This is a genomic window from Brevibacterium pityocampae (assembly GCF_039541555.1).
Classification (GTDB): Bacteria; Actinomycetota; Actinomycetes; order Actinomycetales; family Brevibacteriaceae; genus Brevibacterium; species Brevibacterium pityocampae.
Map to the genome: position 1 here is coordinate 34,887 of NZ_BAABGL010000015.1, position 26,146 is coordinate 61,032.

General features: G+C 67.9%; 21 protein-coding genes and 1 pseudogene. 14 read left to right on the top strand and 8 right to left on the bottom strand.

The features are described from left to right. The first annotated feature begins 74 nt into the window (after positions 1-74). The 4 genes and pseudogenes from ABD883_RS10020 to ABD883_RS13800 all read left to right on the top strand — a co-directional run bounded on the left by ABD883_RS10020 (position 75) and on the right by ABD883_RS13800 (position 2,802). Entirely contained in the window at positions 75-635 is a 561-nt protein-coding gene (locus tag ABD883_RS10020; protein WP_137318989.1) for a GtrA family protein, read from the top strand. Positions 636-879: 244 nt separating this feature from the next. Next, a complete protein-coding gene (locus ABD883_RS10025) occupies positions 880-2,247 on the top strand; it encodes an N-acetylmuramoyl-L-alanine amidase (protein WP_345031796.1) in 1,368 nt (455 codons plus the stop codon). Between the two features lie 15 nt (positions 2,248-2,262). Then, positions 2,263-2,673 (top strand): annotated as a pseudogene (locus ABD883_RS13795) (LGFP repeat-containing protein); the annotation flags it as partial. 15 nt (positions 2,674-2,688) lie between these two features. Then, positions 2,689-2,802, top strand: coding sequence for a hypothetical protein (locus ABD883_RS13800; protein WP_425548437.1), 114 nt, complete (start codon positions 2,689-2,691; stop codon positions 2,800-2,802). A 63-nt stretch (positions 2,803-2,865) separates the two neighbouring features. Here ABD883_RS13800 and ABD883_RS10035 read toward each other — a convergent pair whose 3' ends face one another. From ABD883_RS10035 to ABD883_RS10065, 7 genes are all read right to left on the bottom strand, one after another. Next, positions 2,866-5,097, bottom strand: a complete 2,232-nt coding sequence (locus tag ABD883_RS10035) for a DUF6716 putative glycosyltransferase (RefSeq protein ID WP_345031799.1) — start codon at positions 5,095-5,097, stop codon at positions 2,866-2,868. 103 nt (positions 5,098-5,200) lie between these two features. After that, the gene (locus ABD883_RS10040; protein WP_345031801.1) at positions 5,201-6,412 is read right to left on the bottom strand and encodes a DUF6716 putative glycosyltransferase; all 1,212 of its coding nucleotides are present in this window, start codon (positions 6,410-6,412) and stop codon (positions 5,201-5,203) included. Between the two features lie 125 nt (positions 6,413-6,537). Then, positions 6,538-7,896 (bottom strand): hypothetical protein, encoded by a 1,359-nt coding sequence (locus tag ABD883_RS10045; protein WP_345031804.1) that lies wholly within the window; start codon positions 7,894-7,896, stop codon positions 6,538-6,540. Further along, on the bottom strand, positions 7,893-8,873 hold the full coding sequence (locus tag ABD883_RS10050) for a glycosyltransferase family 2 protein (RefSeq protein WP_175406891.1): 981 nt from the start codon (positions 8,871-8,873) through the stop codon (positions 7,893-7,895). The genes ABD883_RS10045 and ABD883_RS10050 overlap by 4 nt, the downstream gene beginning before the upstream one ends. Before the next feature lie 63 nt (positions 8,874-8,936). Next, a complete protein-coding gene (locus ABD883_RS10055) occupies positions 8,937-9,821 on the bottom strand; it encodes an N-acetylneuraminate synthase family protein (protein ID WP_345031809.1) in 885 nt (294 codons plus the stop codon). A gap of 53 nt (positions 9,822-9,874) precedes the next feature. After that, positions 9,875-11,032: a cytidylyltransferase domain-containing protein gene (locus tag ABD883_RS10060; RefSeq protein ID WP_345031811.1), complete on the bottom strand. Its 1,158-nt coding sequence runs from the start codon at positions 11,030-11,032 to the stop codon at positions 9,875-9,877. A gap of 119 nt (positions 11,033-11,151) precedes the next feature. After that, complete coding sequence (locus ABD883_RS10065) at positions 11,152-12,858, bottom strand: dolichyl-phosphate-mannose--protein mannosyltransferase (protein WP_345031814.1); 1,707 nt, start codon at positions 12,856-12,858, stop codon at positions 11,152-11,154. Between the two features lie 182 nt (positions 12,859-13,040). Between ABD883_RS10065 and ABD883_RS10070 the strand changes: the two genes are divergently transcribed. The 8 genes from ABD883_RS10070 to ABD883_RS10105 all read left to right on the top strand — a co-directional run bounded on the left by ABD883_RS10070 (position 13,041) and on the right by ABD883_RS10105 (position 21,565). Further along, a complete protein-coding gene (locus tag ABD883_RS10070) occupies positions 13,041-13,601 on the top strand; it encodes a DUF4190 domain-containing protein (protein WP_345031817.1) in 561 nt (186 codons plus the stop codon). 187 nt (positions 13,602-13,788) lie between these two features. Beyond that, a complete protein-coding gene (locus ABD883_RS10075; RefSeq protein WP_345031819.1) occupies positions 13,789-14,262 on the top strand; it encodes a DUF4190 domain-containing protein in 474 nt (157 codons plus the stop codon). A 17-nt stretch (positions 14,263-14,279) separates the two neighbouring features. Then, a complete protein-coding gene (rsmI, locus tag ABD883_RS10080; RefSeq protein ID WP_345031821.1) occupies positions 14,280-15,155 on the top strand; it encodes a 16S rRNA (cytidine(1402)-2'-O)-methyltransferase in 876 nt (291 codons plus the stop codon). A gap of 54 nt (positions 15,156-15,209) precedes the next feature. After that, on the top strand, positions 15,210-16,733 hold the full coding sequence (gene metG / locus ABD883_RS10085) for a methionine--tRNA ligase (RefSeq protein WP_345031824.1): 1,524 nt from the start codon (positions 15,210-15,212) through the stop codon (positions 16,731-16,733). Beyond that, a complete protein-coding gene (locus ABD883_RS10090; protein ID WP_345031826.1) occupies positions 16,733-17,653 on the top strand; it encodes a TatD family hydrolase in 921 nt (306 codons plus the stop codon). The genes metG and ABD883_RS10090 overlap by 1 nt, the downstream gene beginning before the upstream one ends. Before the next feature lie 254 nt (positions 17,654-17,907). Then, positions 17,908-19,194 carry a resuscitation-promoting factor gene (locus ABD883_RS10095; RefSeq protein WP_345031828.1) on the top strand — a complete coding sequence of 429 codons (1,287 nt, stop codon included), beginning with the start codon at positions 17,908-17,910 and terminating at the stop codon, positions 19,192-19,194. Between the two features lie 214 nt (positions 19,195-19,408). Beyond that, the gene (locus ABD883_RS10100) at positions 19,409-20,632 is read left to right on the top strand and encodes a ubiquitin-like domain-containing protein (protein WP_345031831.1); all 1,224 of its coding nucleotides are present in this window, start codon (positions 19,409-19,411) and stop codon (positions 20,630-20,632) included. A 90-nt stretch (positions 20,633-20,722) separates the two neighbouring features. Further along, on the top strand, positions 20,723-21,565 hold the full coding sequence (locus tag ABD883_RS10105; RefSeq protein ID WP_425548438.1) for a formate/nitrite transporter family protein: 843 nt from the start codon (positions 20,723-20,725) through the stop codon (positions 21,563-21,565). Between the two features lie 76 nt (positions 21,566-21,641). On the opposite strand, the gene ABD883_RS10110 is transcribed toward ABD883_RS10105, so the two are convergent. Beyond that, entirely contained in the window at positions 21,642-23,240 is a 1,599-nt protein-coding gene (locus ABD883_RS10110; RefSeq protein ID WP_345031837.1) for an AMP-binding protein, read from the bottom strand. Between the two features lie 831 nt (positions 23,241-24,071). On the opposite strand from ABD883_RS10110, the gene groES reads away from it, so the two are divergent. Both groES and groL read left to right on the top strand, forming a co-directional pair. Next, positions 24,072-24,365 (top strand): co-chaperone GroES, encoded by a 294-nt coding sequence (gene groES / locus ABD883_RS10115; RefSeq protein ID WP_247423169.1) that lies wholly within the window; start codon positions 24,072-24,074, stop codon positions 24,363-24,365. A gap of 61 nt (positions 24,366-24,426) precedes the next feature. Beyond that, positions 24,427-26,019 carry a chaperonin GroEL gene (gene groL, locus ABD883_RS10120; RefSeq protein WP_247423168.1) on the top strand — a complete coding sequence of 531 codons (1,593 nt, stop codon included), beginning with the start codon at positions 24,427-24,429 and terminating at the stop codon, positions 26,017-26,019. Positions 26,020-26,146: the final 127 nt, after the last annotated feature.

Genomic DNA, 26,146 nt, shown 5'->3' on the forward strand with positions numbered 1-26,146 from the left:
CCAGCGACCGAGATGGGATGACACGGGTCGGCCGGTCGGTCCCGGCGCGTCCGGACGCGGTACCGTGGAGACCTATGCAGGATGAAGAGGCCCGGAGCGCCGCTGAGGACTTGGCGGACACGGCTGGACGCAATGCCGCACGCTTCGGCCGATGGCGTCGCCTGCTCACCGAGATCCTCCAGTTCCTCGCAGTCGGCGGTGCTGCCTATCTCGTCGACGTGGGGCTCTCGAACCTCCTGGTCTACGGCTTCCTCGGATTCCCCGCCGTGCTCCACGACGGGCCGCTCAAGGCGAAGATCGTCTCCACGGTTGTGTCCGTCGGCGTCGCCTGGATCGGCAACAAATTCTGGACCTATGGCAAGCGGAGCACGGGTTCGTCGACGACCGGCCTGTGGTCGTTCCTCGTCGTCAACGCGCTCGGCATGGTCATCGTCATCGCACCGCTGGGCCTCACCTGGTACGTCCTCGGGCTGCGCGACCCCATCAGCTACAACATCTCGACGAACATCGTGGGCATCGGGCTGGCAATGGTGTTCCGGTTCTGGGCCTACCGCACCTTCGTCTTCCGCGATCGCCCACGGGTGGAGAAGCTCGATCTCGACACCAGCGCGGGCGTCGAGGCGCACTCTCACTGACCAGGGCTCTGCGGAGTCGGTGGCGGCCCGTGCAGTACGGAGCATGTCCGGCCTGCGGTGTCCGGAACGCGGCTTCTTCGACTAAGAGGTCCGCGAGCTCCCTGTGACTTCGGTTACGATTAGCCGAATATCGGTGCATGGCGATCAGGCACATGCCCGCCCCACCGAACTGCGGGCTCGTAACCCGCCGCGAGGAGATCTCATGCAGCGGTAGCTCGTCATCCCCCTGCTCATCACAGGCCTGGTGTTCGCGCCAGCCACCGCATCCGCGGCGACGGGCCTGCCGGAACTCGGCAGCACCGATCCCGGCGAACGCGGTACCCCTGAGGCCCCGGCCGAATCGGCCCCTCCGGAGAGCGGGTCGTCCTCGGAACCCTCGCCGGGTGCAGGCCCGCAGGAGGCGGAGGCCCGCACGGATTCTCGGGCCGTCGACGGCGATGACTCCTCGGTCATCGAACTCGACGGCGACGCCGGGGGAGGGGCGGGCGAAGACTCCGTCACCGTGATGGGAGCGGTGTGGGACGGTGCGCACACCCCGGATTCCATCAGCTACCGTACGCAGGACCCCGAAGGTGCGTGGAGTTCATGGGAGCAGTTCGAGGTAAGCGATGGTGCCGGCCCCGATGCCGGCACTTCGGAGTCCGGCGGCGCCACCGCCGGCACGGAACCGGTCGTGGTCGCCGAGGGCGTAGCCGTGGAGGTGAAGGTCGATGGTCCGGCCGACGCGGAGGTGAGCGTCGAGACCGTGACCACTCCCACCACGGGCGCAGACGAACAGATCGCGCAGAATTCGTCCTTCACCGGCGGAGCTTGGGACACCGGGATGGGTCTTGTGCCACGCAGTGAAGCTGCTGCCGCGGTGGTCGACAGCGATGCGCACCGCTTCGGCGCCGCCACGGTCGCGGTCAACGCCGGCCTGACATATGTCTCCCGTGCTGAATGGGGTGCGAACGAGAGCCTCAAGAAGTGCCGACCGGACACGACGTCCACGAACCGGGCGATGGTCGTGCACCACACCGCGGGTGCGACGAGCTATACCCGTGCTCAGGTGCCCGGCATCCTGCGCGGAATCCTGACTTACCACACGCAGAGCCGCGGCTGGTGCGACATGGGGTACAACATGCTCGTCGACCGCTACGGCACGATCTACGAGGGCCGATCCGGCGGGCTCGACCGGGCCGTCGTGGGAGCGCACGCCTCCGGCTTCAACTCCGGGACATTCGGGGTGTCGGTCATGGGCACCTACTCGTCGCCCGCTCCTGGGGCGGTAGTGAACGCCCTCGGCAGGGTCGGCGCATGGCAGGCGAACAAGTGGGGATGGGACCCGACCAGCCGGGTGACCCTGACCTCGGGAGGCAGCGACACCTCACGCTATCCGGCAGGTCGGAAGGTCACGCTGCCGCGGATCTTCGGTCATCGCGATACCTCCCATACGTCCTGCCCGGGTAACGGCCTCTACGGCCAGCTCCGCCAGGTGCGCACCAAGTCCCTTGCCGGGTTCACCCCGCCGACGAACGCCTCGGCCATCACGAAGTTCTACTACGCCAACACTGCGAAGACCGGCTCCCCGACCACGGACGAGCGGTGCGGCCTGAAGAACAAGGGGTGCTAACGGAAGTTCCAGAATGGCTCCGTCCACTGGAGCTCTGTATCAGGTGCTCACTTCACGAAGGCCGGCGGTCCGATCCAGCGGCAGTGGCGCGTCCAGTCGTACGAGCGCGGGAAATTGGGGTATCCCAAGAGTGAAGAGGAGCCATTCAAGTTCCGCTCCGGTGCGAATGTTCAATCTTTCATGAGCGGCATCATCTCTTACTCGGCGGGGACCGGCGCGTGGTCGATCTACGGTCCGATCGGAAGGGCTTGGAAGGCCGATGGATGGGAGCGCAGTGCGGCTAGGCTGCCGACCTCGAATCAGGATTGTGGCCTGATTCGTGGCGGGTGCTACCAGAAGTTCGAAGGCGGGTCGATGCACTGGACCCAGAGCACGGGTGCCCACTTCACTCAGGGGAGAATCCAACGTGCGTGGCGCACCCAGGGTTATGAGCGCGGTCGTCTGGGTTACCCGACGAGCGACGAATACAGTTCCGGTGCGAACAAGCGCCAGAACTACGAGGGCGGCTACATCCTCTGGTCCTCGAAGGCCGGGGCGCGGATCTTCTACTCCTGAGCCGACTGATCGGGGCGGTGTCGACGCATGCGCGAACTCTCGTCGGCACTACCCCGATCTGCCTCAAGAGTCGGTGATCCTCCTGCCGATCTGCCGGGCACGGTTGGCAACAGCGCGGTAGCCGCGCACCACCGGGTCCGGGGCCAAGGTTCGGAGTTCGGCTCGGATCCGGCGGAAGTCCTGCACCCGTGCGGCGGTACGGATGTCGGGCAGCTGGCGCTCGCGGGAGCGCACCGCCAGCAGCGCGATCGAATCCGCGAGCTCGGTGCTGGGCGGGTGGAAGTAGTTCGCGAGCAGCCACTCGCGATTCGGGAATCCGATATTCCCGGCCACCAGGTCCTGCAGGGTGCCGATCGCCCCGGAACCGGCGAACGCGAGGTTGAGCATCTCCTCGCCCACCCCGAAATCTCCGAGCACGAGCGTCGGCAGGCCGTGGTCGATCGCTTCGAGCGCCGCGGTCGACGAGACCGTGACGAGCGCCGTGCCGGGGGAGAGGAACGTCGACATCGCTCCGACGCCGACGGTGAGCTCGCCGGGCTGCATTCGCCCGTCGGCGACGAGCTCGTCGATGAGGGACATGTACGTGTGTTCCTCGCGATGCGTCTCCTGCTCACCCGGGCGCGAACGCACCTTGACGATGACTTCGCTCCCAGGGTGGCGTCTGCGGTACTCCGCGAGCGCCAGCAGGATCCGCACTCGGTCCTCTTTTCCGTGCGGCACCTTCGCTTGGGTGGCGAAGACGATCCGTTCCGGGGGACGACCGAGATCGGATGCAGGAGTCGGCGGTTCAGCGGACGCCAGCAGGGGCAACCGGTTGACGATCACCTCGGCGGGAATCCGAAGCTCCCGGGTGATGCGCAGGTACTCCTCGCGCTCTCGTGAAGAGTGGGTGATGAACGTATCGCCGATCCGCCGATAGCGCATCCCCTTCGACGTGGCTGGGAGACCCACTCCGGGGAGACCGGACACGAGCCCGGGCCGCCGGGGCAGCCGTGCGGCGCTCGCGTAGATCTGCTGCACCACGGGGCCGGTGGCCGCCGCCAGGACGACATCGGGGGTGAGATTCAGGAAACCGTCCGCGAGATCGCCGCGCTTGACCACAGGAATCGTGCGTCCTGCCCACGACGATCCGAGAAGAGCATTCCGAGTCTGCTCCGCGGTGGGCAGGATGGGAGTGTCGATCAACCAGAGATGGCTGTCGGCATCAGGTCCGAGCGCGTCCATCGTGCGTGCAGCCCACTTGAGATAGGACTCGCTGTCGCACATTGCGACGATAGTGAATCGATCCACGCGCTCATTGTACTGCCGTATGTTGAATGACCTGTTCAGAGCTCGGCGGAGGCCGTCGGGAGCCGCATCTGTCCACCACGACGACGGGATAGGTGTCACCTCGATCTGTGGGGAGTCCATGGTGAGCCGCAAGGTGCTCGCCGCCGTGGTCGGAAGGCTGAGGAGTCGTGCACCGCGCGGGGCAGATGCGAGCCGCAGCTCGACCGGCAGCCCGGGTGCAAGGACAGTGACCCCGGGCAGTGCTGCGATCCGTGCGAGATCCTCGGGCTTCTCTCTGCGGTGGGGGAGGTAGGCGCAGGTGCGGCCGGCCGTCGCCGTCTCCACCCAGGACATGTACGCGTCGTCATGGATCAGGCCGTCGACGGCCAGCGACGAGCCGAGCACGATCTCGCCGTGCAGATCCGGTGCAGGCAGATCCAACGATCGGAGACGTTCGAAATCGTGCCGGGCAACGGTTCCGCCGAGCGCGGTGAAAGCGGCGATGAGGTATCCGGGGAGCGGTAGGGCGGTGGTCCAGCTCATGCGGCCCGAGCGCAGCGCTGAACGCAGATTGAGCGCAGTGCTGTACGCCAGAGCCGCTCGAGTGGGAGACAGCTGCTGCCGCGCTCGGCGAAGCGGTGTGGGATAGGTCGTGGTGAGCAGACGAACTGCATGCTCAGTGGCCAAACCGTCATCGATGAGAGTGATGTGCTCCGGCCGCCCGAGGGATCCGTTCGCCAGCGCAGACTGGAACCGTCCCGAGCAGGGATCCCCGACGAGAAGACGCACAGGATGCCGCGCCCGGGTGACGGTGGCCTGGGGCGGTCGGGCAGGGACCTCCGGCCGGGCCATTGCTGTGCGCAAGGTCACCTCCGCGGGGAGCCACCTGGTCTCGAACGACTTGAGGAAGGATTGCATTCCACTCGCGTCGCCTCTCACCTGCAGTTCCATGAACTCACCCTCAGCGCGTGCTTCGAGTGCCGAGAGGAACTGCAGCGGTGACTCGATCCACGCGAACGACTGCATCGCTCCTGTCTCCTTCCTCGCCGTGGGGCGAATGCTCTTGGCCCGGTCGCCGGGCTGCACGCTTTCCATCGGTGTTCGGTCACATGGTCGGGCTGCTGCTGGTTCAGAAGCGGAGTGCCTTCCGTGCCTTCCGGTAGCTCCGCAGAACAGGTCGCGGTGCAGATGCGCGGATCTGCTGACGAAACCGTCGCAGTTTGTATATCTCAATCGCCCAGGGCACTGATCTCAGACGGCCTGCCGAGGCGAGTTTCGCGAGCCCGGACAGCTCTGCGTGGACTTCCTCGGTGCGCGGTTGGAAGTAGTTGTCGAGCAGCCACTCCTCACGGGCGAACTGAAACCTCCCGGCGGCCACGTCGAACAGTGATCCGATGATCCCGGACCCGATGAAAACCTTGTTCAGGTTGCGGAGGGTCACGCCGAAATCACCGATGATCAGAGTCGGCAGCCCGCGGTCCAAGGATTCGAGTGCGGCTGTAGAACTCACCGTGACGAGGGCGGTGCCCGGTTGCAGGAAGTCGGTCATCGGACCGGCCATGACGTCGATCGCGGATTCGGGGACCACCCCGTCGCAGACGAGTTCGTCGAGGATCTCGATGAAGCTGTGCTTCTCCCGGTGGGTCTCATGCTCTCCTGGGAGGCTGCGCACTTTGAGAATCGCGCGATGGTCAGGGTCTCGGCGGGCGAACTCTGCGAGCGCCAGGAGGATCTGTCGGCGCTGTCCCCTTTGGACGGGTACTTTCGCCTGGGTGGCGAAGACCACCGTCGTCACTGGGTGATCATGCTGCGACACGATGTGGGGGAGACCCGCGGACTTGAGCATCGGTAGGCGCGCCACAGCCTGTCTGGTGCCGATCCCTGCCCGTTCGGCGGCAATGGCGTACGCTTCCCGTTCGACCTCAGAATGCGCGATGAAGAGATCGCCGAGTCGGCGGTACTTCTGGCCTTTGACCGTGGCCGGCAGCCCCATCCCGGGCAGCCCCGAGACGAGGGCAGGTCGTTGCGGCCTCGAGGCTGCAACGGAGAAGATCCGTTCGACGACCGGGCCGGTCGCCGCGGCGAGGATGACGTTCGGCTGCGATTCGTCGAGTTCCTGTGTGAGCTGCTCGCCGTCGAGTACGCGCACGCGGCCGTGCGCCCACTGTGTTCCCGCGACCGCATGCTGAACCTGGGCGGCAGTCGGACGGATCGGCGAATCGATGAGCGCCACGTCCACGGAAGCGTCGGCGTGGTTGTCGGTGAGCGCCTGGAGCAGGTGCGCCGCCCACTTGAGGTAGGACTCACTGTCCGCAATGGCGAGAAGACGGATCGAGGACATGTTCTCCTTCAGGGTTCTGTCGGATTCACGACTGATCTCGGGGTTCCGGGAAGATCTGGTAGGGTCCCGGCCGATGAGCGAGGTGGGGGTGTCGGCGTCCGGTCTAGCCGGATTCGGCGGCCCCATCACTGCCGCCGGCCGAACAGTCGCCGTCCGATGGACGCGAGGGGGGACCGCTCGGCGCGCTGCGCGACGGAGTTCTCACTGGGCCGGTCGAGGCCGGCGTCGGTGGGCGGTCGCGGAGATGAAGCGCTGCTCAGCAGGTCACGAGCTTCTGGGGTGAAATATCGGGTGAGAATGTCATCGTCGGCTGCATCCGCAGCTGCCGTGGCAGCCGTTCTCAGTGCTCTTCGATCCTGCGGAGACATTGCGTAGACGACCGCATCGAGAATTTCCGAAGCGCCGGAGCGCTCGATGCCCGGACGTCCTGGATCCGTGCTCGGGCCGTACAGGATGTCGAGGACCGTCAATGGCACACGGTGCGCGTCATTCATCTGTGTCAGGCCGGACAGGAGTTTCCCGGCCTCGGGCGCATCGATCCGCCGAGCGCCGGCGGATCGCGCCTCCGCCAACCCCCGCCCTGTCATGCAGATGGTGATCTCAGGTTCTGCGATCCTGTTGAGGAATGACAGTGGAACCGACGGGGATGCCACGAACAGGTCCAGACCCCGTTCTTCCGCTCTGCTGTGCATGGTCGTGGCCGGGCCCGTCGATGAGGGCGGGTCGCAGAGGATCACCTCATCTGCGCCCGCGTCTGCGGCGTATGCGAGCATCCTGTCGAGCAGGGCGCGTTCTTCGGATTCGGTAGCCAGTTTCATGCCGATGAGGTCGGCTCGCTCGATCAGGGCTCGTCGGCGTCCCGGGCGGAGTGCCGGGACGACGTCGGCATCGGGGTTCTTGCGTACCGCCTCGTCGATCACCGTTCCTATCGAATCGATGCTCCTCACCTGCCATGCAGGCGATCCCCCGCGCGGCGTGCGCGGCTCGAGCCGGGGAACGAGATCCCACGTAATGCATGCCTGCACAGGTCGCGACAACGACCGGTTCTCAGCCGTGAGCGGGCCGTAGACCTCGGGACCGTTCATGTAGACGGTCAGCTGAGAGGAGGACCAGATGCGCGCGATCGTCTGCGCTGGTCGGTCGGAGAAGCTGTTGAGCACGAGCGCAGTGGGAGAACCGTCCAGTTGCCACGCGCGCTCGATCAAGCCTCGCAGTTGGGCAGCTCGGTTCTCGTCGTCGACGTTGAAGTGAGCTGGATGGGATGGCCAGCAGACGGCGTTCCAGTCGACGACCGCATCGAAGTGCGTGAGCATCGATTGCGCGAAAGGAGAATCCTGGAGCGGGACATTGAGCTCCGGGGCGTAGGTGCTGTCGTATGCCACCAGGACTTTCTCATCGTCGGGCGGAAGCGCAGAGCCGTTGCGCAGGAGCTCTGTCAGACAGACGAGGTCGTAGATTCCGGAAGCCAGATACAGAGTGGTCATCGGTCTGTCTTCGCGCTTTCGAGGATCGGAGAGATGGTGTCGAGCCGATCGCGACCGAAACGGAGGAGGGCCCGGTCGAGGACTTCCTCGCCGAACATCCCGATCGGGACGGGCGCGTCTTCGAACATCTTCGTGCGGAGGACGTCAGGCAGCTTCGCGACCCTCTTCTCAATATGGTTGTTCACCAATGCGAGGTAGGACCGCAGGGCCTTCGGATAGAACTCCTCCAGCTCAGGGTGCTCGATCAGGAGCTGGAAAATATGGGTGAAAGCCGGGATGAAGTCGAGCTGCCGATCATCGATGACGCTCACCAGGCTCGACTCCAGGTCTCGTCGGTGGAAGACATCTGGGCAATCGACTACAGCGAACGATTCCGCAGCAATGTGGTGGTGCCATGTCCAGGCGCGGTCCTCGCAGGTCCGGAGGTCCGGGCGCATGTGCAACAGGCCCTTCTCCTTCATCGCTCGCGAGTACAGACCGTTCCACACCTGCGGATAGTCGACCATGGTCCGAACTGTGAGCGGGTTGATGAAGTCCCGAGGGTCCAGTGCCTCGTAGCGCCGCCGCAGCGGAGCGGCGGAGAGCAACCGCTGGAACCCGCGAACACGGACGTAATCAGTCCGGATGAATTCCACGTCGAGGCGCGTGATCTCGTCGACCAGTGTTCGCAGCCGATCAGGGCCGAACCAGTCGTCGGAATCGAGGAACGCGATGTGCTCGCCACCGGCGATGTCGAGACCCTGATTGCGTGCGGTCGAGACACCGCGGGGCTCGGCATTGTCGATCACGGTGAGGTTCAGGCGCTCCGAGAACTCCGCGACGATCTCCGGTGTCCAGTCCGTGGACCCGTCATTGATGACGACGACCTCGAACGCGTCGGTGCCGATGGTTTGAATTTCAAGACTGTGGAGTGCCATTCCCAGCAGATTTCCGGCGTTCCTCTGCGGGACGATGACACTGACGAGCGGGTCGGTCATGTCAGCCCTTCTGCGCCAGGGCAGTGCCGAATGTCGCATCGGCACTGCCCTGGACCGGAGTGTTCATTTCACGACGCGCAGCGATTCGATCTTCGACTCCTCACCGGGCATGACGCGCTTCTTGCCGTCGCCCAGTGCGGTCTCCACGGTGCGGATGTCCGCCACGAGCCGGATGAACTCCTCGGGCTCCATCGAGGCCTTCTGGTCCGATCCCCACATCGAGGTGTCCAGGGTGATGTGGCGCTCGACGGTGACCGCGCCCAGGGCCACGGCGGCAACGGAGATCGCGGTGCCGATCTCGTGGCCCGAGTAGCCGACCGGCACGTTGTAGCGCTCACGCAGGGCCGGGATCGCCAGGAGGTTGACCTCCTCCGGGGGCAGCGGGTAGGTCGAGGTCGCGTGCATCATCACGAGGTTCTCGGTGCCGAGGGTCTCCACGGCCTTGTCGATCTGCTCGAGCGTCGACATGCCGGTGGACAGGATGACGGGCTTGCCGGTGGCCTTGACGGCCTCGAGCAGCGGGATGTCGGTGACCGAGGCGGAGGCGATCTTGAAGGTCACGGCGTCGAAGCGGTCGAGGAAGTTCACCGAGTCGATGTCCCACGGGGAGGCGAACCACTGGATCCCGAGCTCCCGGGCGTAGCGGTCGATCTCCGTGTACTCCTCGTCCTCGAACTCCACCCGGAACTTGTACTCGAGGTAGGTCATCTCGCCCCAGGGGGTGTCCCGCCGCTTGGACTTCTGGTCCTCCGGGACCGCGACGTCGGGGTTCCGCTTCTGGAACTTCACCGCCTGCGCGCCGGCCTTGGCAGCCACGTCCATGAGCTGCTTCGCGATCTCGACGTCGCCGTTGTGGTTGATGCCGATCTCACCGATCATGTAGACCGGCTGGCCGGGACCGACGAGGATGTCGCCGATGGCGACCGGCTTGATCTCGTTCACAGACATGAGACCTTCTTTCTGGTGGTTGAGCGGGCTGGGTGATTCGGGTGCTGGATCATTCAGTTGTCCGGGATAAGGTCGCATACTTCGCGCACCGCCCCGTGGCCTCCGCGTTGCGACAATACCAGCCGCGCGGCGAGGAGGACCTGCGGATGGGCATCGGCGACCGCGATCGGCCAGCCGACCACGGAGAACGCCTCGAGATCGTTGATGTCGTTGCCGACGTAGGCCACGCGGGAGGGGTCGAGGTCCTTCTCGCGCATCCATTCCAGGAGCACGTCGGCCTTGTTGTCGATGCCCTGCGCGACCTCCACGCGGAGCTTCTCCGCCCTCCGGGTGACGACGGGATTCCGCTCCTTGGACAGGATGAGGAACGGCAGGCCGCTGCGGACCAGGCGGCTCACGCCCATCCCGTCGCCGCGGTGCACGCGGACCATCTCGTCGCCGTGTTCGTTGACGTAGCCGGCATCATCGGTGTGGACCCCGTCGAAATCGGTGACGAGGGCGTCGACATCGAGGACGGTGGGCTGCCCGCCGGCCGCGGCGACCGCGCGGACGAGCGTGAGGTCGGCCATCGTGTCGATCTCACGCGCCTGCTCGAGCGGCACCTCTTCGATCTCGATGCGGCCGAAGAACCGGTGGCGGTGCTCCTGCAGGCCGGAGGTGCGCATGATGTAGAACGCGCCGGTCTCGTTGTAGTGGATCTTGCGGTCCTGCCGGCGCGGGCGGAACGCGGCATCGTGGCCGACGGCCTGCGCGTGGCCCTCGTCATCGAGCGTCCACAGGAAGCTGTGGTCCTCGACGGCGGAGAACACGACGTCCGCGGCATCGGCGGCGACGCGCTCGATCGCGTTGCCGATCGACTGCGGGTCGATGAATGGCGAGGTGCACTGGAGGAACGCGGTGATCGCGTACTGCTCCGGCAGCTGCTCGAGGGTGTAGAGGAGGGCGTCCTCGCTGCTCGCGAAGTCCCCGGAGATCTCGTCGGGGCGGCGCACCACCGTGGCGCCTGCACGCTCGGCCTCGGCGGCGATGCCGTCGTGATCGGTGGAGACCACGACGAGGTCGACGCCGGTCGCCTCGGAGGCGGCCTCGACGGCGCGGGCGAGGAGCGTCTTGCCGGCGACCTTCTGGAGGTTCTTGAGGGGGATGCCCTTCGATCCACCTCGGGCGGGGATGATCGCGACGGTGCGCGGGAGCTCATTCTGGACAGTCACAAGGCCTCCAGGATACCTGTTCGGGTGTCAGTCGGGTGTCCGGGAGGTGGACTGCAGGTGACGTCGCCGGGTCCCACCGGGGCCGGAGGGAGACGGCCGCGGAGTCGGAGTGGGGAGGGTCACACCCAGGTGGGGTTCCACATGCGGGCGCGCCAGGCGTCGTGGGGGATGAGCTGGCCGGTGTAGATCGGGTAGAACCACGCGAAGGCGAGGATCGCCGCGGCGACGATCCCGGCGACCGCGAGCCGGCGACCGAGCAGCCGCCCGTCCGGCCGGGACCGGTCTCCGGAGGTCTCGCCCCACAGCAGACCCAGGCAGTAGGCGACGGCGAGCACGACGAACGGCGCCATGACGATGGTGTAGAAGGTGAAGATCGTGCGGTCCTGGTAGAAGAACCATGGTCCCCAGGTGGCGGCGAGTCCGGCGAGGATGCCGCCGGCGCGCCAGTCGCGTCGCAGCAGCCAGGCGCCGAGCAGGATGATGATCGCGACCGGTGCGAGGCCCCAGATCACCGGGTTGCCGAGCGAGGTGATCGCCTGGGCGCACTTCTCCACCGTGCAGCCGGCCTCCCCGTTCTCCACCGATTCGTAGAAGAACGAGGTGGGCCGCCACTGGACGATCCAGCCCCAGGGGTTCGACATGTAGGGGTGCTCGGAGTCGAGGCCCACATGGAAGGTGTAGGCGGTGTAGTGGTAGTGGCCGAGGCCGGCGAGCCAGTCGGGGAGGAACGACCACCAGCCCTCGTTGTCCGCGGCCCACTCCCGGTCCCAGCCGCCGGGGTTGAGGATCCAGCCGAGCCAGCACAGTACGTAGACGACGAACGCCACGGGCACGAGGGAGAGGAACGCCGGCACCGCGTCCTTGACGAGGACGGCGCGCCACGGACGCGCGATGCCGGCCTGCCGGCGGGCGGCGACATCCCACAGCACGGTGAGGATCCCGAACACGGCGAGCGCGTAGAGACCGGACCACTTGACGCCCATCGCCAGGCCCAGGCTGACACCGGCGGCCAGCCGCCAGGGGCGCCAACCGAGCCCGGGGCCGTGCTGGGCGGAGACGAGCCAGCGGCGGGCGGCGGCGAGCTGGCCGGCGAGGCCGCGCAGCTTCCGGGGGGAGAGGAGGTGGAGCGGATCCGTGGCGGCGGGGGTGCCGCCGTGCCGGGCGTCTGCGCGGTCCGCAGATCCCGTCGAGGACTGTCGGCGGTGCGCGGCGAGGACCGCGGGGTGGTCCTTCATCCGTTCGGCGAGGCGGCGTCGGGCCCACGCCCGGTCGCGGACGAGGCACCCGAAGCCCAGGAGGATGAAGAACATGAGGAAGATGTCGAGCAGGCCGGTGCGCGAGTGCACGAAGTGCTCGCCGTCGACGGCGAGGAGCAGGCCGGCGATCGACCCGATCCACACCGAGGAGAACAGGAGGATCGCGATCCGGGCGAGGAGGAAGATCGAGAGCGCGCCGACGAGCGCGGCGCCGAACCGCCAGCCGAACGAGGAGTCGGCGCCGAACAGCTCGATGCCCGCGCCCAGGATCCACTTGCCCAGCGGCGGATGGACGACGTAGGAGGGGGAGTCGAGGATGATCGAGGTGTCGCCGGACTCGAACGCGGGGTTGGGCTCGTCCGGCCAGTCCTTCTCGTAGCCGAACCGGGTGAGCGAGTAGGCGTCCTTGACGTAGTAGGTCTCGTCGAACACGAGGCGGTGCGGGAAGTCGAGGCGGATGAACCGCATCACCCCGCCGAGCACTGCGAGCAGCGCCGGGATCAGCCACGCGAGCGGCCCGCGCGGGGAGCGCAGGGGCAGCAGGCGGGACTCGAGGGTGGAGAAGCTCACACGGCACAGTGTAGACAGGCGCGCGGCATCCGCCGGAGGCGCGGCGGTGCGCGAGCCGCTGGTCCGCGGTCCGGACGGCACCTACGCTGGGATACAACATCCCCTTCACGAAAGAAGCTGACGCGACGATGTCGTTCAACCCGCAGGACCCGTACGCTTCGCAGGATCCCTCCGCCGGCGGCGTGAGGCAGCCGTACCCCGGTCCCCCGCAGGATCCCTCCGCGGGCGGCCCGCCGCAGCCGTACCCCGGTGCGCAGCAATCCCCGTTCGGCGCTGCGCCGCAGCCGTATCCCGGCGCCGCCCAGCCGGATCCCTACCCGGCCGCACCATCGTCGTACCCCGGGCAGCCGGGAAGCACGCCTGGACCGCAGTACGGATGGCCGCAGTACGGGGCACCGCAGTACGCATCGCCGCAGTACGCTGCGGCTACGGGAGGCATCGCCGGGCAGCAGCAGTCGAACCCGCTTGCGCTGACCTCGCTGATCCTCGGCGGCGTCGCCGCGTTCCTCACGCTCGTCGGTCTCCTGATCGGGATCCTCATCATCCCGGCCTTCCTCGCCGGGGCAGGAGCGGTCGTCACCGGCCACATCGCGCGGTCCCAGATCTCGCGGACCGGTCAGAGCGGCAGCGGCTTGGCGCTCGCCGGCATGATCACCGGTTACGTGGTCGTCGGCTTCTGCGTGCTGTTCACCGTGATCGCGTTCATCATCGGGTTCGCCTACGGCTTCGCCGGAGCACTCTGAGCCGCTGCGAACGATCCGGAACGACTCGTCCTCGCCCCGGCTCCGGACAATCACCCGCAGCCCCCGGTTCCGGCCGCACCTCGGCTCCGGGTCCATGCGGGCGGGCGCCTGCGCCAGGATCGGCGCGAGTATGGCCGAACCGTGACATCCGCCGATTGCCGCGGGACCGGTGAAGTCCTACCGTTGATTGCAGACGCCCGCAGAGAAGAAGGTCACCACCATGTCGAGCCACGGCTACCACTCCGATCCCTACGCCACCTCCGGTGGCGGCCAGTACGACCCCTACGCCGTGCAGAGCGATCCGTACGCCGCAGACCCCTACGCTGCGCAGGCCGGCTACTCCGCGCCCCAGCACTACCCGGCCGGTGGCGGATACGTGCAGCCGCCCCCGACGAACACCATGGCGCTGCTGTCCCTCATCATGTCGCTCGTCGGCATCGCGACCGGCGGCATGACCTCGATCCTCGGCATCATCTTCGGCCACATCGGCCGCAAGCAGATCAAGCGCACCGGCGAGGGCGGCGACCAGATGGCGCTGTGGGGCCTCATCGTCGGCTACGTCGTGCTCGGCCTGTGGATCCTGTTCTGGATCGTCTACATCCTGATCATCGTCGGAATGTTCGGACTCGCCATCTGGGGCTCCCAGGCCACCACCTACTGACCCGACACCGTGAACCCATGACCCCCACCCCCACCGCGCCCGAGGTGCCCGCTCCCCATCCCGGGGAGGGGCGCCTCGTCCTCGTCGGCACCCCGATCGGCAACCTCGGCGACGCCTCGGAGCGGATGCGCGCCGAGATCGCCGCCGCTGACCTCATCGCCGCCGAGGACACCCGTCGCTTCCTCGGGGTCGCCGACCGGCTCGGGATCACCCACACGGGGTCGGTCGTCAGCCTGTTCGACCACAACGAGCAGGCGAAGGCCGGCGAGCTCGCCGATGCCGTGGCCCGAGGGCAGCGTGTCGTTCTCCTCACCGACGCCGGCATGCCCGCCGTGTCCGACCCCGGCTACCGCGTGGTGCGCGAGGTCGCCGAGCGCGGGCTGCCCGTCACCTCGGCCCCGGGCCCGTCCGCGGTGCTCACCGCGCTCGCCCTGTCCGGTCTGCCCTCGGACCGGTTCGCGTTCGAGGGGTTCCTGCCGCGCAAGGCCGGCGAGCGCGCCCGGGTGCTCTCCGCGCTCGCCCGCGAGGAGCGCACGCTCGTGCTGTTCGAGAGCCCCCACCGGATCGCCGATGCGCTGGCCGACATCGCTGCGGCGTTCGGCCCCGAGCGGCGGATGACGATCTCCCGCGAGCTCACCAAGACCTACGAGGAGGTGCTGCGCGGCACCGCGGCCGAGCTCCGCGAGCGCGCCGCCGACGGCCTGCGCGGGGAGCTCACCCTCGTCATCGCCGGGCACTCCGGGGAGGCCGAAGCGCCGGCGGACCACCTGGAGGAGATGCAGCGGCTCGTCGACGCCGGGATGCGCGCGAAGACCGCTGCTGCCGAGGTCGCCGCCCGCCACGGGATGTCGACCCGCGCGATGTACGAGGAGCACCTCCGGGCCAAGGGCTGAGCGCCCGCCGGCCGGGGCCCGAGCATACCGGCGCGGTCGGTAGACTGGGTGCCCATGAGCTTCTACATCACCACCGCCATCGCGTACCCGAACGGCACCCCGCACATCGGGCACGCCTACGAGTACATCGCCGCGGACACCATCGCACGGTTCCAACGGCTCGCCGGCGAGGACGTCTTCTTCATGACGGGCACCGACGAGCACGGCCTCAAGATGCAGCAGACGGCGCAGAAGCTCGGCGTGAGCACCCAGGAGCTCGCCGACACGAACTCCGCGGCGTTCAAGGCGCTCGATGACATGCTCGGCATCTCCTACGACCGCTTCATCCGCACCACCGACGCGGACCACACCGCCGCCAGCCAGGAGCTGTGGCGGCGGATGGAGGCCGCCGGCGACATCTACCTCGACTACTACTCCGGCTGGTACTCGGTGCGCGACGAGGCGTACTTCACCGAGGACGAGACCGAGCTCGTCGACGGCGTGCGGGTCGCGCAGTCCTCCGGCGCGGAGGTCACGTGGACGGAGGAGGAGTCCTACTTCTTCCGCCTGTCGAAGTACCAGGAGCCGCTCCTCGAGCTCTACCGCGAGTGCCCGGAGTTCGTCGGCCCCGAGGTGCGTCGCAACGAGGTCGCCTCCTTCGTCGCCTCCGGGCTCAAGGACCTGTCGATCTCGCGCACGACCTTCGACTGGGGCATCCCGGTGCCCGGCGATGAGAAGCACGTGATGTACGTGTGGGTCGACGCGCTCACCAACTACCTCACCGGTGCCGGCTTCCCCCACGACGCGGAGGCGTTCGAGCGCTGGTGGCCGGCCGACGTCCACATCATCGGCAAGGACATCGCCCGCTTCCACGCGATCTACTGGCCGGCGTTCCTCATGAGCGCCGGGATCGAACTGCCCCGCCGCGTGCACGTCCACGGCTTCCTCTTCAACAAGGGCGAGAAGATGTCGAAGTCCGTCGGCAACGTCGTCGACCCCTACGACCTCGTCGACGGCTACGGGCTCGACACCGTGCGCTTCTTCCTGCTCCGCGAGATCTCCTACGGCCAGGACGGCTCCTACTCCCACGACGGGATCGTCACCCGCAAGAACACCGACCTCGCCAACGAGTACGGCAACCTCGCGCAGCGCTCGCTGTCGATGGTCGCGAAGAACTGCGACGGCGCGGTGCCCACCCCGGGACCGCTCACCGCCGAGGACGAGGCGCTGCTCGCCGCCGCCCGCGGCGCCTACATGCAGGCCCGCGAGCACATCGGCACGCAGAGCCTCCACCTCTACCTCGAGGCGTGCTGGAAGGTGCTCGCGGCGGCGAACAAGTACTTCAGCGCGCAGGAGCCGTGGAAGCTCAAGAAGACCGACGAGGCGCGCATGGCCACCGTGCTGTGGGTGACCATCGAGGTCGTGCGGATCATCACCCTGCTCGTGCAGCCGGTGATGCCGCAGTCCACCGCGCAGCTTCTCGACCTGCTCGCGGTGCCGGCCGACGCCCGCGACTTCGCCGCCCTCGACACCCCGCTCGTCGCCGGTACCCCTTTGCCCAAGCCCGTGCCGGTGTTCCCCAAGTTCCAGGAGGACTGATGGCATCCCGCGCCGCCGGAGACTACCCCGAGGTGCCCGAACCGCTCCCGCACCCCGGCGTCGACACCCACACCCACCTCGACATCTGCACCGGGGCCCGCGGACCGATCAAGACCGGGGAGCCGGACCCGGAGGTCGAACCCGGCGACGACGAGGAGTTCCCGCCGCTGTCGTTCTTCCACGACACCGCGATGCAGGCCGGGATCACCCGGATCATGCAGATCGGCTGCGACATGCGCTCGGCGCGCTGGACCGCCGAGCTCGTCGCCGGCGAGGCCGCCGCCGGCCGGGACTGGATGCTCGGCGGAGTGGCGATCCACCCCAACGAGGCCCCGCGCCTGGCCGCGGTGGGCCTCCTCGAGGAGTCGCTCACCGAGATCGAATCGCTGACCGCCGGCCCGCGGATGCGGGTGGTGGGGGAGACCGGCCTCGACTACTTCCGCACCGAGGGCGAGGGCGTGATCGCGCAGCAGGAGTCGTTCCGCGCCCACATCGAGATCGCCAAGCGCCGGGGGCTCGCTCTGCAGATCCACGACCGCAACGCCCACGCCGACGTGCTGCGGATCCTCGCCGAAGAGGGCGCGCCGGATGTCACGGTGTTCCACTGCTTCTCCGGCGACGCCGCCTTCGCCCGGGAGTGCGCCGAGCGCGGCTACTACATGTCCTTCGCCGGGAACATCACTTTCAAGAACGCCGCGGACCTGCGGCACGCGGCGGCAGTGGTGCCCGCGCACCTGCTGCTGAGCGAGACCGATGCCCCGTTCCTCACCCCGCACCCGCACCGCGGCCGGCCGGGCGGGCCGTACCTCACCGCGGTGACGCTGCGGAAGCTCGCCGAGGTGCGCGAGACGCCGCTCGCCGAGCTCTGCGCGCAGATCACCGCCAACGCCGAGCAGGCCTTCGGCACCTGGGACCTGTGAGGCGGGCGCGCTGACTTCCTGCCGCTCCGGCGGCAGTGACAGGAAAACGGGGAGCAGGCAGCTGGGAGCGGATAGTCGGGAGCGGCCTGCGACACCCTTTCGTGACCCGCGCCGTGACGCGGTGCGAGGTCCACGTCGCGGCCCTGACCTCGGGCGTTGTCTCGCGCATGTAACAGGATTGCCATTTTGATAACGAACCGGTTACGCTTGGTGCAGTCTTTTTCCTGCCCTCAGACTCCCTCGGAGGAACACGCGTGCACTCGATTCTGCGCAATCGCAAGGTCCAGATCGCCGGCCAGGCCGTGGTCATCACGGCGCTCGTCGGCGGTGCCGGATCGTTCGTCGCGCTGAACAAGTCGGTCAACCTCACGGTCGACGGGCAGTCCGAGCAGGTGCGCACCTTCGGGTCGACCGTGGGCGACGTGCTCGCCGCGCAGGGCCTCGAGGTCGATGAGCGCGACGCCGTGCAGCCGGGTGCCGACACCCGGATCGAGCGCGACATGAACATCGTGCTCAACACCGCCAAGGACCTCGACCTCACCGTCGACGGCATCGCCCTCGACGAGTGGACCACTGCGAACACCGTCGGCCAGGCGCTGGCCGACCTGGGTGTCGAGGCCGAGGGCGCCGAGGTGTCCCTGCCGCTCGACGAGACCCTCACCGAGGACGGAGCCACCGTCGACGTCGTCACCCCCAAGGGTGTGACCGTGGTGGCCGACGGTGAGCAGAAGATCGTCGAGGCGACCGCCGCCACTGTGTCCGAAGTCCTCTCCGAGGCCGGCATCGAGGTGGCCGGCGAGGACATCGTTTCCGCGCCGCTCACCGCCCCGGTCACCGACGGGCAGGTGCTCGACGTGCTCCGCGTGAAGTCGGAGACCAAGTCCGTCGAGGAGAAGATCGAGAAGAAGACCACCGTCAAGGAGTCCGCATCGCTCGACCGCGGTGAGACCAAGGTCGAGGAGAAGGGCAAGGATGGCGTGCGCGAGGTCGTGTACGACATCCGCACCGTCGACGGCGCCGAGGTCAAGAAGGAGAAGGTCTCGGAGAAGGTCGTCGCCGAGCCCGTCGATGCGGTCGTCGTCAAGGGCACCCGAGCGCCCGAGCCCACACCGGCCCCCGAGCGGGATTCGAGCTCGGACTCGAAGAAGGACTCCCAGGACTCGACCGGCGGTTCGGAGAAGAAGAAGGACTCCCAGGACTCGACCGGCGGTTCGGAGAAGAAGAAGGATTCCTCGAAGAAGACGGACTCCGACGAGGGCGGCAACTCCGGCAAGAAGGCCCCGGACGTCGATGACGGCAGCGTGTGGGACCGCCTCGCGCAGTGCGAGTCCGGCGGCAACTGGTCGATCAACACCGGCAACAGCTACTACGGCGGCCTGCAGTTCAGCTCGCAGACCTGGAAGGGATTCGGCGGTGGGAAGTACGCCCCCAACGCCCACCAGGCCACCCGCGAGCAGCAGATCGACATCGCCAAGAAGGTCCAGAAGCAGCAGGGCTGGGGCGCCTGGCCGGCCTGCACCCGCAAACTCGGGATCCGCTGAGCGGACCCGGAACACTTCCCCGCAGCCCGGAGCTGCTGAGCGCCACGGCACGACTGCACCACCGAGCACAACAGCACCACCGAGCACCACCGCACCACTGAGCACGACGACGGAACACGAACGCACCGCCCGCGGGCACCTCGGCAGGGGCCGCGCGGAGCACGGAAGCGCGACCCGGTGAGCGATCCTCACCGAGCGCATCTGGAGGAGACACATGGACATGCTGCGCAACCGCAAGGTTCAGATCGCCGGACAGGCAGTGATCATCACCGCCCTCGTCGGCGGCACCGGTGCGTTCGTCGCGCTGAACAAGTCGGTCAACCTCACCGTCGACGGGCAGTCCGAGCAGGTGCGCACCTTCGGCTCCTCGGTGGGCGACGTGCTCGCCGCGCAGGGCCTCGAGGTCGATGAGCGCGACGCCGTGCAGCCGGGTGCCGACACCCGGATCGAGCGCGACATGAACATCGTGCTCAACACCGCCAAGGACCTCGACCTCACCATCGACGGCGTGCCCGTCGAGGAGTGGACCACCGCCAACACCGTCGGCCAGGCACTGGCCGACCTGGGTGTCGAGGCCGAGGGCGCCGAGGTGTCCCTGCCGCTCGACGAGACCCTCACCGAGGACGGCGCCGCGTTCGAGGTCGTCACCCCCAAGGGTGTGACCGTGGTGGCCGACGGCGAGCAGAAGGTCGTCAACGCCACGACGACGACCGTGTCCGAGGTGCTCGCCGAGGCCGGCGTCGAGGTCTCCGGTGAGGACATCGTGTCCGCGCCGCTCACCTCCCCGGTCACCGATGGGCAGGTGCTCGACGTGCTCCGCGTGAAGTCGGAGACGAAGGCGGTCGAGGAGAAGATCGAGAAGAAGACCACCGTCAAGGAATCCGCATCGCTCGACCGCGGTGAGACGAAGGTCGAGGAGAAGGGCAAGGACGGCGTCCGCGAGGTCGTCTACGACATCCGCACCGTCGACGGCGCCGAGGTCAAGAAGGAGAAGGTCTCGGAGAAGGTCGTCGCCGAGCCCGTCGACGCAGTCGTCGTCAAGGGCACCCGCGCGCCCGAGCCCACACCGGCCGAGGACTCCTCCACCGGCGGCGGCTCCGATTCCGGGTCGTCCGAAGACTCCGGCTCCAGCGGCTCCGGCTCCAGCGGCTCCGGCTCCGGGAATTCCGGCGGCACGATGAGCAAGCAGGAGATCATCGACATGCTCGGCGGCCCCGGCACCCGCTGGTACAAGATCGTCAAGTGCGAGTCGGAGTTCAACCCGCGTGCCGTCAACCAGCAGAACCGGGCGCACTTCGGGCTCTTCCAGTTCAAGCTCGCCACCTGGCAGTCGGTGGGCGGCAAGGGCAACCCGGTCGACGCCAGCCCGCAGGAGCAGTTCAAGCGCGCCAAGATCCTCCAGGAGAAGGCCGGCTGGGGACAGTGGGCCTGCGCCTGAGCGACTGACCCCGCGTCCGCGGTATGTGCTGCGGACTCCCGACTCCCTCGGCCCGGCACGCATGTGCCGGGCCGATAGTCTGTGCGCATGGTGGATCAGCAGGCACAGCGCGAACGGATGGGCGACACCGACCTCGACATCGAGGAGGAGCTGCTCGGCGAAGCGGCATTCACGGTGACCGAGGGCACCGAGCGTCTCAACCGGACGTGGATCGAGCTCGTCGTCACCGGGCTGTTCGGCGGCATCGACATCGGCCTCGGCATTCTCGCGATGATCCTCGTCAAGCAGGCCACCGATTCCGACATCCTCGCCGGGATGGCGTTCGGCGTCGGTCTGCTCGCGCTGAAGATGGCCCACTCGGAGCTCTTCACCGAGGAGTTCCTGCTGCCGATCAACGCGATCGTCGCCGGGCAGGGGACGTGGACCCAGCTGTTCCGGCTGTGGTCGGTCACCCTCGTGTGCAATCTGGCCGGCGGTTTCGTCTTCGCCTGGCTCACCGTGCTCGCGCTGCCGGACTACCACGACACCCTCATCGACACCGCCTACGGCTATCTCTACCCCGAATCCGTGGGGACGATGATCGGGCTCTCCCTGCTCGCCGGCGCGACGATCACGCTCTCGACGCGCATGCAGCAGGGGACCTCGAACGACGTCGTCGTCGCGCTCATCTGCATGATCTCCGGGCTGCTCGTGATCGGCCTCGGCATGCTCCACGGCGCGCTCAACGCGATCGTGATCTTCGGCGCGATGCTCGCCGGCGCATCCGTCACCGTGGGGGACTTCCTGTCGTGGTTCGTCGTCGTCATCCCTCTCAACATGCTCGGCGGGCTGCTGATCATCACCCTGCCGCGCCTGCTGCGCACCCGCCGCATCCTCTCCGCGGTGCGCCGCGGTGACCTCTCGCTCGAGGACCTCGAGAAGGAAGCGAGCTGAGGGGCCGGGCGGGGCTGCCCAGGGGCGGATCGAGCGGCCCGGAGATCCGGTAGGCCCGACCCGCCCAGCCGTCCGGTCAGCCGATCGAGCGGTCGCGGCCCTCCCAGTGCGGGGCGCGCAGCGCCTTCTTGTCGATCTTGCCGAACGGCGTCTGCGGCAGCTCGGCGACGAACTCGACGGTCTTGGGGCGGGCGTAGTTCGCGAGCTTGTCCCGGCTGAACTCGATGAGGGCGGCATCGGTGAGGGGCGCCTCGGGCACGGTGCGGGCGACGATGATGGCGTGGACGGCCTCGCCCCAGTCCGGGTGCGGGACCCCGATCACCGCGGCCTGCGCCACCTGCGGGTGGCCGGCGAGCACGTCCTCGACCTCGCGGGAGTAGACGTTGAAGCCGCCGGAGATGATCATGTCATTGCGGCGGTCCTTGAGGTAGACGTAGCCGTCGGCGTCCATCACGCCCATGTCGCCGGTGCGGACCCACCCGTCCCAGAACTTCTCCGCCGTGGCCTCCGGGTTGCCGACGTACTCGGTGAGCGCGAACGGCGTCTTCACCGTGATCTCGCCGAGCTCGCCGAGCGGCAGCTCCGCACCGGTGTCGTCGGTGACCTTGACGAAGGTGAAGAGCGTCGGGTTGCCGCACGAGGCGAGGAGGTGCGGGCGCGCGGGGTCGTGGTCGAGCTTGGACAGGCGGGTGCAGAACTGCGGCGCCTCGGTCTGGCCGAACAGCTGGATGAACACCTGACCGAAGATCCGCAGGCCGTGCTCCAGGCGGGTGGGCGACATCGGGGCGGCGCCGTAGACGATCGTGCGCAGGCGCAGATCGGGGAGCTCGTTGAGGGCGTCGATGATGTCGAGCACCCGATAGATCATCGTCGGGACCATGAAGGTCCAGGTGATGCCCTCCTCGATGAGGAGATCGACGACGCGCTGGGCGTCGAAGGCCGCGAGGATGCGCACGGTGGCGCCGCGGCCGATCCCGGCGAGCGCGAGGGCGCCGGCGGCGTGGGCGAGCGGGGACATGACGAGCATCTGCTCGCCGACGGCGATGTCCGCCTCGATCATCTGGATGTAGAACGCGGCGGCCGCCGAGCGGCGGGTGTGGGCGACCGCCTTGGGCCGACCGGTGGTGCCGCCGGTGAAGTTGAGCTGGGATCGGACGTCCGGGTCGGCCGGGATCTCGCCGGCCCGCGGGGTGTAGTCGGCTCCCGGGACCTCGGGGAAGGGGATCGCGCCGGGGATCGTGCGGCCGGCCGGATCGGAGAGCTGGACGATCCGCGGGCGGCCGGGGGTGGTGGTGCCGGCGGGGGCCTCGGGGTTGCTGGCGAGGCGCTCGGCGAGCGCGCTGCCGAGCTCGTAGTCGGTGATGACGACGGAGGCGCCGGCGAACTCGAGCTGGTAGAGCACGGTGTCGAGCGCGGACATGTAGTTCGCCGGGGTCTTCACCGCGCCGAGCCGGGCGACGGCGGTGTCGAAGACGATCCATTCGGCGCGGTTGCCCGCGTACATCGCGACGACGTCACCGGGGCCGACGCCGAGCTCGCGGAGCAGATCGATCGTGGCGTCCGACCAGGCCCAGATGTCGCGATAGGTGAACTCGCGGTCGTCCTCGCGGACGGCGGGGCGGGTGGCGTGGATCCGGAACGAGTGCTCGTAGATCTCGGCGGGCGTGGTGAACATGGGGCCTCCAAACGACTGTGTTCAGCGGTGACGGGTGGTGCGTGCGGCGGTGCGGGTGCTCGTGGACGGGGGCTCCGCCCGGCGGGCGAGCGCGAGCTGAGGCAACGTGCCCGGTGACCGGGCCGGCACCTCGGCGACAGAATCAGTGAATGATCGCTAGGGTGATTTTAGACCAGGTGTCAAGGGCGCGCACTATGGTGTCCACGCGCAGGAGAGCGGTTCGCGCCACCGGGTCCTCGGCTCCATCACGCTTCTCGCTGCCTCGCGGTTCTGCCTGCATCGCGGTTCTGCCTGCATCGCGCTTCTGGACGCATCACGACCTCCGAAGGGCCCATTCGCGGGCGGTGGGTGATAGAACTCCTGCCGGAACTGCAAACTCCCGCGAAAACAGGTCTGTTCGAGTGGGCGGCTGCAGGAATCGCGGGAGTCTCCAGCCCCAGACTCGTTCCGGTCGCGCTTTCAGGTCAGGCGTGCGACGGAGTCTGCAGTGCCGGCTGCAGCCTTGACGGGCAGGGCAAAGGCCCCCATCGTCTCAGGCCCCGCCGGCCCGACCGCAGGTCCTCGCGACCCTGTTCCCTGTGGGCCGACTCAAAATCCGACACTCGATCTGGCACTCGAGTTGACCGAGTGCCAACCCCGTCCTAGAGTCGAATTAGCACAGCACACCAGTGAGTGCTAACAGGACTCAGAAACGGCTCCGGCCACTCGGCACCCGCGACGACGAGAGGTCGACCGGACGTCCACCGGTCACGCGCGCACCGTGCGCGTGCCCGTCGGACGCCCCCGGATCTGAGAATTCGGAACGACTACACACGAAGGAGAGTGCCGAACATGTCGGTCTCCATCAAGCCGCTCGAAGATCGGCTCGTCATCCGTCAGGTCGAGGCCGAGCAGACCACTGCTTCCGGTCTCGTCATCCCCGACACCGCCAAGGAGAAGCCCCAGGAGGGCGAGGTCGTCGCTGTGGGCCCCGGCCGCGTCGCCGACAATGGCAACCGCGTCCCGCTCGACGTCAACGTCGGCGACAAGGTCATCTACTCCAAGTACGGCGGCACCGAGGTCAAGTACCAGGGCGAGGAGTACCTCGTCCTCTCGGCGCGCGACGTGCTCGCCGTCATCGGCTGAACCGCTTCCGACCGGATTCCATCCGCTCACCGGATTCCACCAATCTCTAAGGAAGTGACGTATGCCCAAGACTCTGCAGTTCGATGATGACGCCCGCAAGGCGCTCGAGCGCGGCGTGGACGTCCTCGCCAACACCGTCAAGGTGACGCTCGGCCCGCGCGGCCGCAACGTCGTGCTCGACAAGCAGTGGGGTGCGCCCACCATCACCAACGATGGTGTGACCATCGCCCGCGAGGTCGAGCTCGACGACCCGTACGAGAACCTCGGCGCCCAGCTCGCCAAGGAAGTCGCCACCAAGACCAACGACGTCGCCGGCGACGGCACCACCACCGCGACCGTGCTCGCCCAGGCCCTCGTCCACGAGGGACTGCGCAACGTGGCCGCCGGTGCCGCCCCCGGCCAGCTCAAGATCGGCATCGAGAAGGCCGTCGACGCCGTCGAGGAGCAGCTGAAGAAGATCGCCCGCGAGGTGGCCGACTCCCAGGAGATCGCCCACGTCGCAGCCCTGTCCGCCCAGTCGCAGGAGATCGGCGAGCTCATCGCCGAGGCCTTCGACAAGGTCGGCAAGGACGGCGTCATCACGATCGACGAGAGCCAGGCCTCCTCGGTCGAGCTCGAGTTCACCGAAGGCATGCAGTTCGACAAGGGCTTCCTGTCTCCGTACTTCGTGACCGACGCCGATCGTCAGGAAGCCGTCCTCAGCGATCCCTACATCCTCATCAACCAGGGTAAGATCTCGAACATCCAGGACCTGCTCCCGGTGCTCGAGAAGGTGCAGCAGGCCGGCAAGCCGCTGTTCATCGTGGCCGAGGACATCGAGGGCGAGGCCCTGTCCACCCTCGTGGTCAACAAGATCCGCGGCATCCTCAACGTCGCCGCGGTCAAGGCCCCGGGCTTCGGCGATCGTCGCAAGGCGATCCTCGAGGACCTCGCCGTCCTCACCGGCGGCCAGGTCATCACCGCGGACATGGGCATGAAGCTCGACCAGGTGACCCTGGATCAGCTCGGCAGCGCCCGCACCGTGACGATCACCAAGGACAACACCACCGTCATCGACGGTGCGGGGTCCGATGACGACGTCGCCGGCCGGGTCGCCCAGATCCGCGCCGAGGTGGCCAACACCGATTCCGACTGGGATCGGGAGAAGCTGCAGGAACGCCTGGCGAAGCTCGCCGGCGGAGTCGCCGTCATCAAGGTCGGCGCCGCCACCGAGGTGGAGCTCAAGGAGCGCAAGCACCGCGTCGAGGACGCCGTGTCCGCGACCCGTGCCGCCATCGAGGAGGGCGTCGTGGCAGGCGGAGGCTCCGCTCTCGTCCACGCCGTCAAGGCGATCGAGGGCACCGACCTCGGCCTGAGCGATGACGCCGCCACCGGTGTCGCCATCCTCCGCAAGGCCGTCGTCGAGCCGCTCCGCTGGATCGCCGAGAACGCCGGCCAGGACGGCTACGTCGTGGCCTCCAAGGTCGCCGAGCTCGAGTCCGGCCAGGGCTACAACGCCGCGACCGGCGAGTACGGCGACCTCATCGGCGCCGGCATCATCGACCCGGTCAAGGTGACCCGTTCGGCGCTGCGCAACGCGGCCTCGATCGCGGCCCTCGTGCTCACCACCGAGACCCTCGTGGTCGAGAAGAAGGAAGAGGAGGACGACGACTGATCGTCGCCCCCGACACCCTTCGGTGATCACCGCACGGTGATGCGCCTGCGGGCCCGGAACTGCGGTTCCGGGCCCGCAGTGCATTCACCGGCGGCCGGCGGGCGGTGGGCAAAGGCGACGGCCTGCG

What these genes read in the sequence shown, in the direction of transcription:
- ABD883_RS10020 (WP_137318989.1), top strand. Translation starts at nt 75, where the DNA reads ATGCAGGATGAAGAGGCCCGGAGCGCCGCTGAGGACTTGGCGGACACG.
- ABD883_RS10035 (WP_345031799.1), bottom strand. Translation starts at nt 5,097, where the DNA reads ATGCAGTCGTTCGCGTGGATCGAGTCACCGCTGCAGTTCCTCTCGGCA.
- ABD883_RS10040 (WP_345031801.1), bottom strand. Translation starts at nt 6,412, where the DNA reads ATGTCCTCGATCCGTCTTCTCGCCATTGCGGACAGTGAGTCCTACCTC.
- ABD883_RS10045 (WP_345031804.1), bottom strand. Translation starts at nt 7,896, where the DNA reads ATGACCACTCTGTATCTGGCTTCCGGAATCTACGACCTCGTCTGTCTG.
- ABD883_RS10050 (WP_175406891.1), bottom strand. Translation starts at nt 8,873, where the DNA reads ATGACCGACCCGCTCGTCAGTGTCATCGTCCCGCAGAGGAACGCCGGA.
- ABD883_RS10055 (WP_345031809.1), bottom strand. Translation starts at nt 9,821, where the DNA reads ATGTCTGTGAACGAGATCAAGCCGGTCGCCATCGGCGACATCCTCGTC.
- rsmI (WP_345031821.1), top strand. Translation starts at nt 14,280, where the DNA reads ATGACCCCCACCCCCACCGCGCCCGAGGTGCCCGCTCCCCATCCCGGG.
- metG (WP_345031824.1), top strand. Translation starts at nt 15,210, where the DNA reads ATGAGCTTCTACATCACCACCGCCATCGCGTACCCGAACGGCACCCCG.
- ABD883_RS10090 (WP_345031826.1), top strand. Translation starts at nt 16,733, where the DNA reads ATGGCATCCCGCGCCGCCGGAGACTACCCCGAGGTGCCCGAACCGCTC.
- ABD883_RS10100 (WP_345031831.1), top strand. Translation starts at nt 19,409, where the DNA reads ATGGACATGCTGCGCAACCGCAAGGTTCAGATCGCCGGACAGGCAGTG.
- ABD883_RS10110 (WP_345031837.1), bottom strand. Translation starts at nt 23,240, where the DNA reads ATGTTCACCACGCCCGCCGAGATCTACGAGCACTCGTTCCGGATCCAC.
- groES (WP_247423169.1), top strand. Translation starts at nt 24,072, where the DNA reads ATGTCGGTCTCCATCAAGCCGCTCGAAGATCGGCTCGTCATCCGTCAG.
- groL (WP_247423168.1), top strand. Translation starts at nt 24,427, where the DNA reads ATGCCCAAGACTCTGCAGTTCGATGATGACGCCCGCAAGGCGCTCGAG.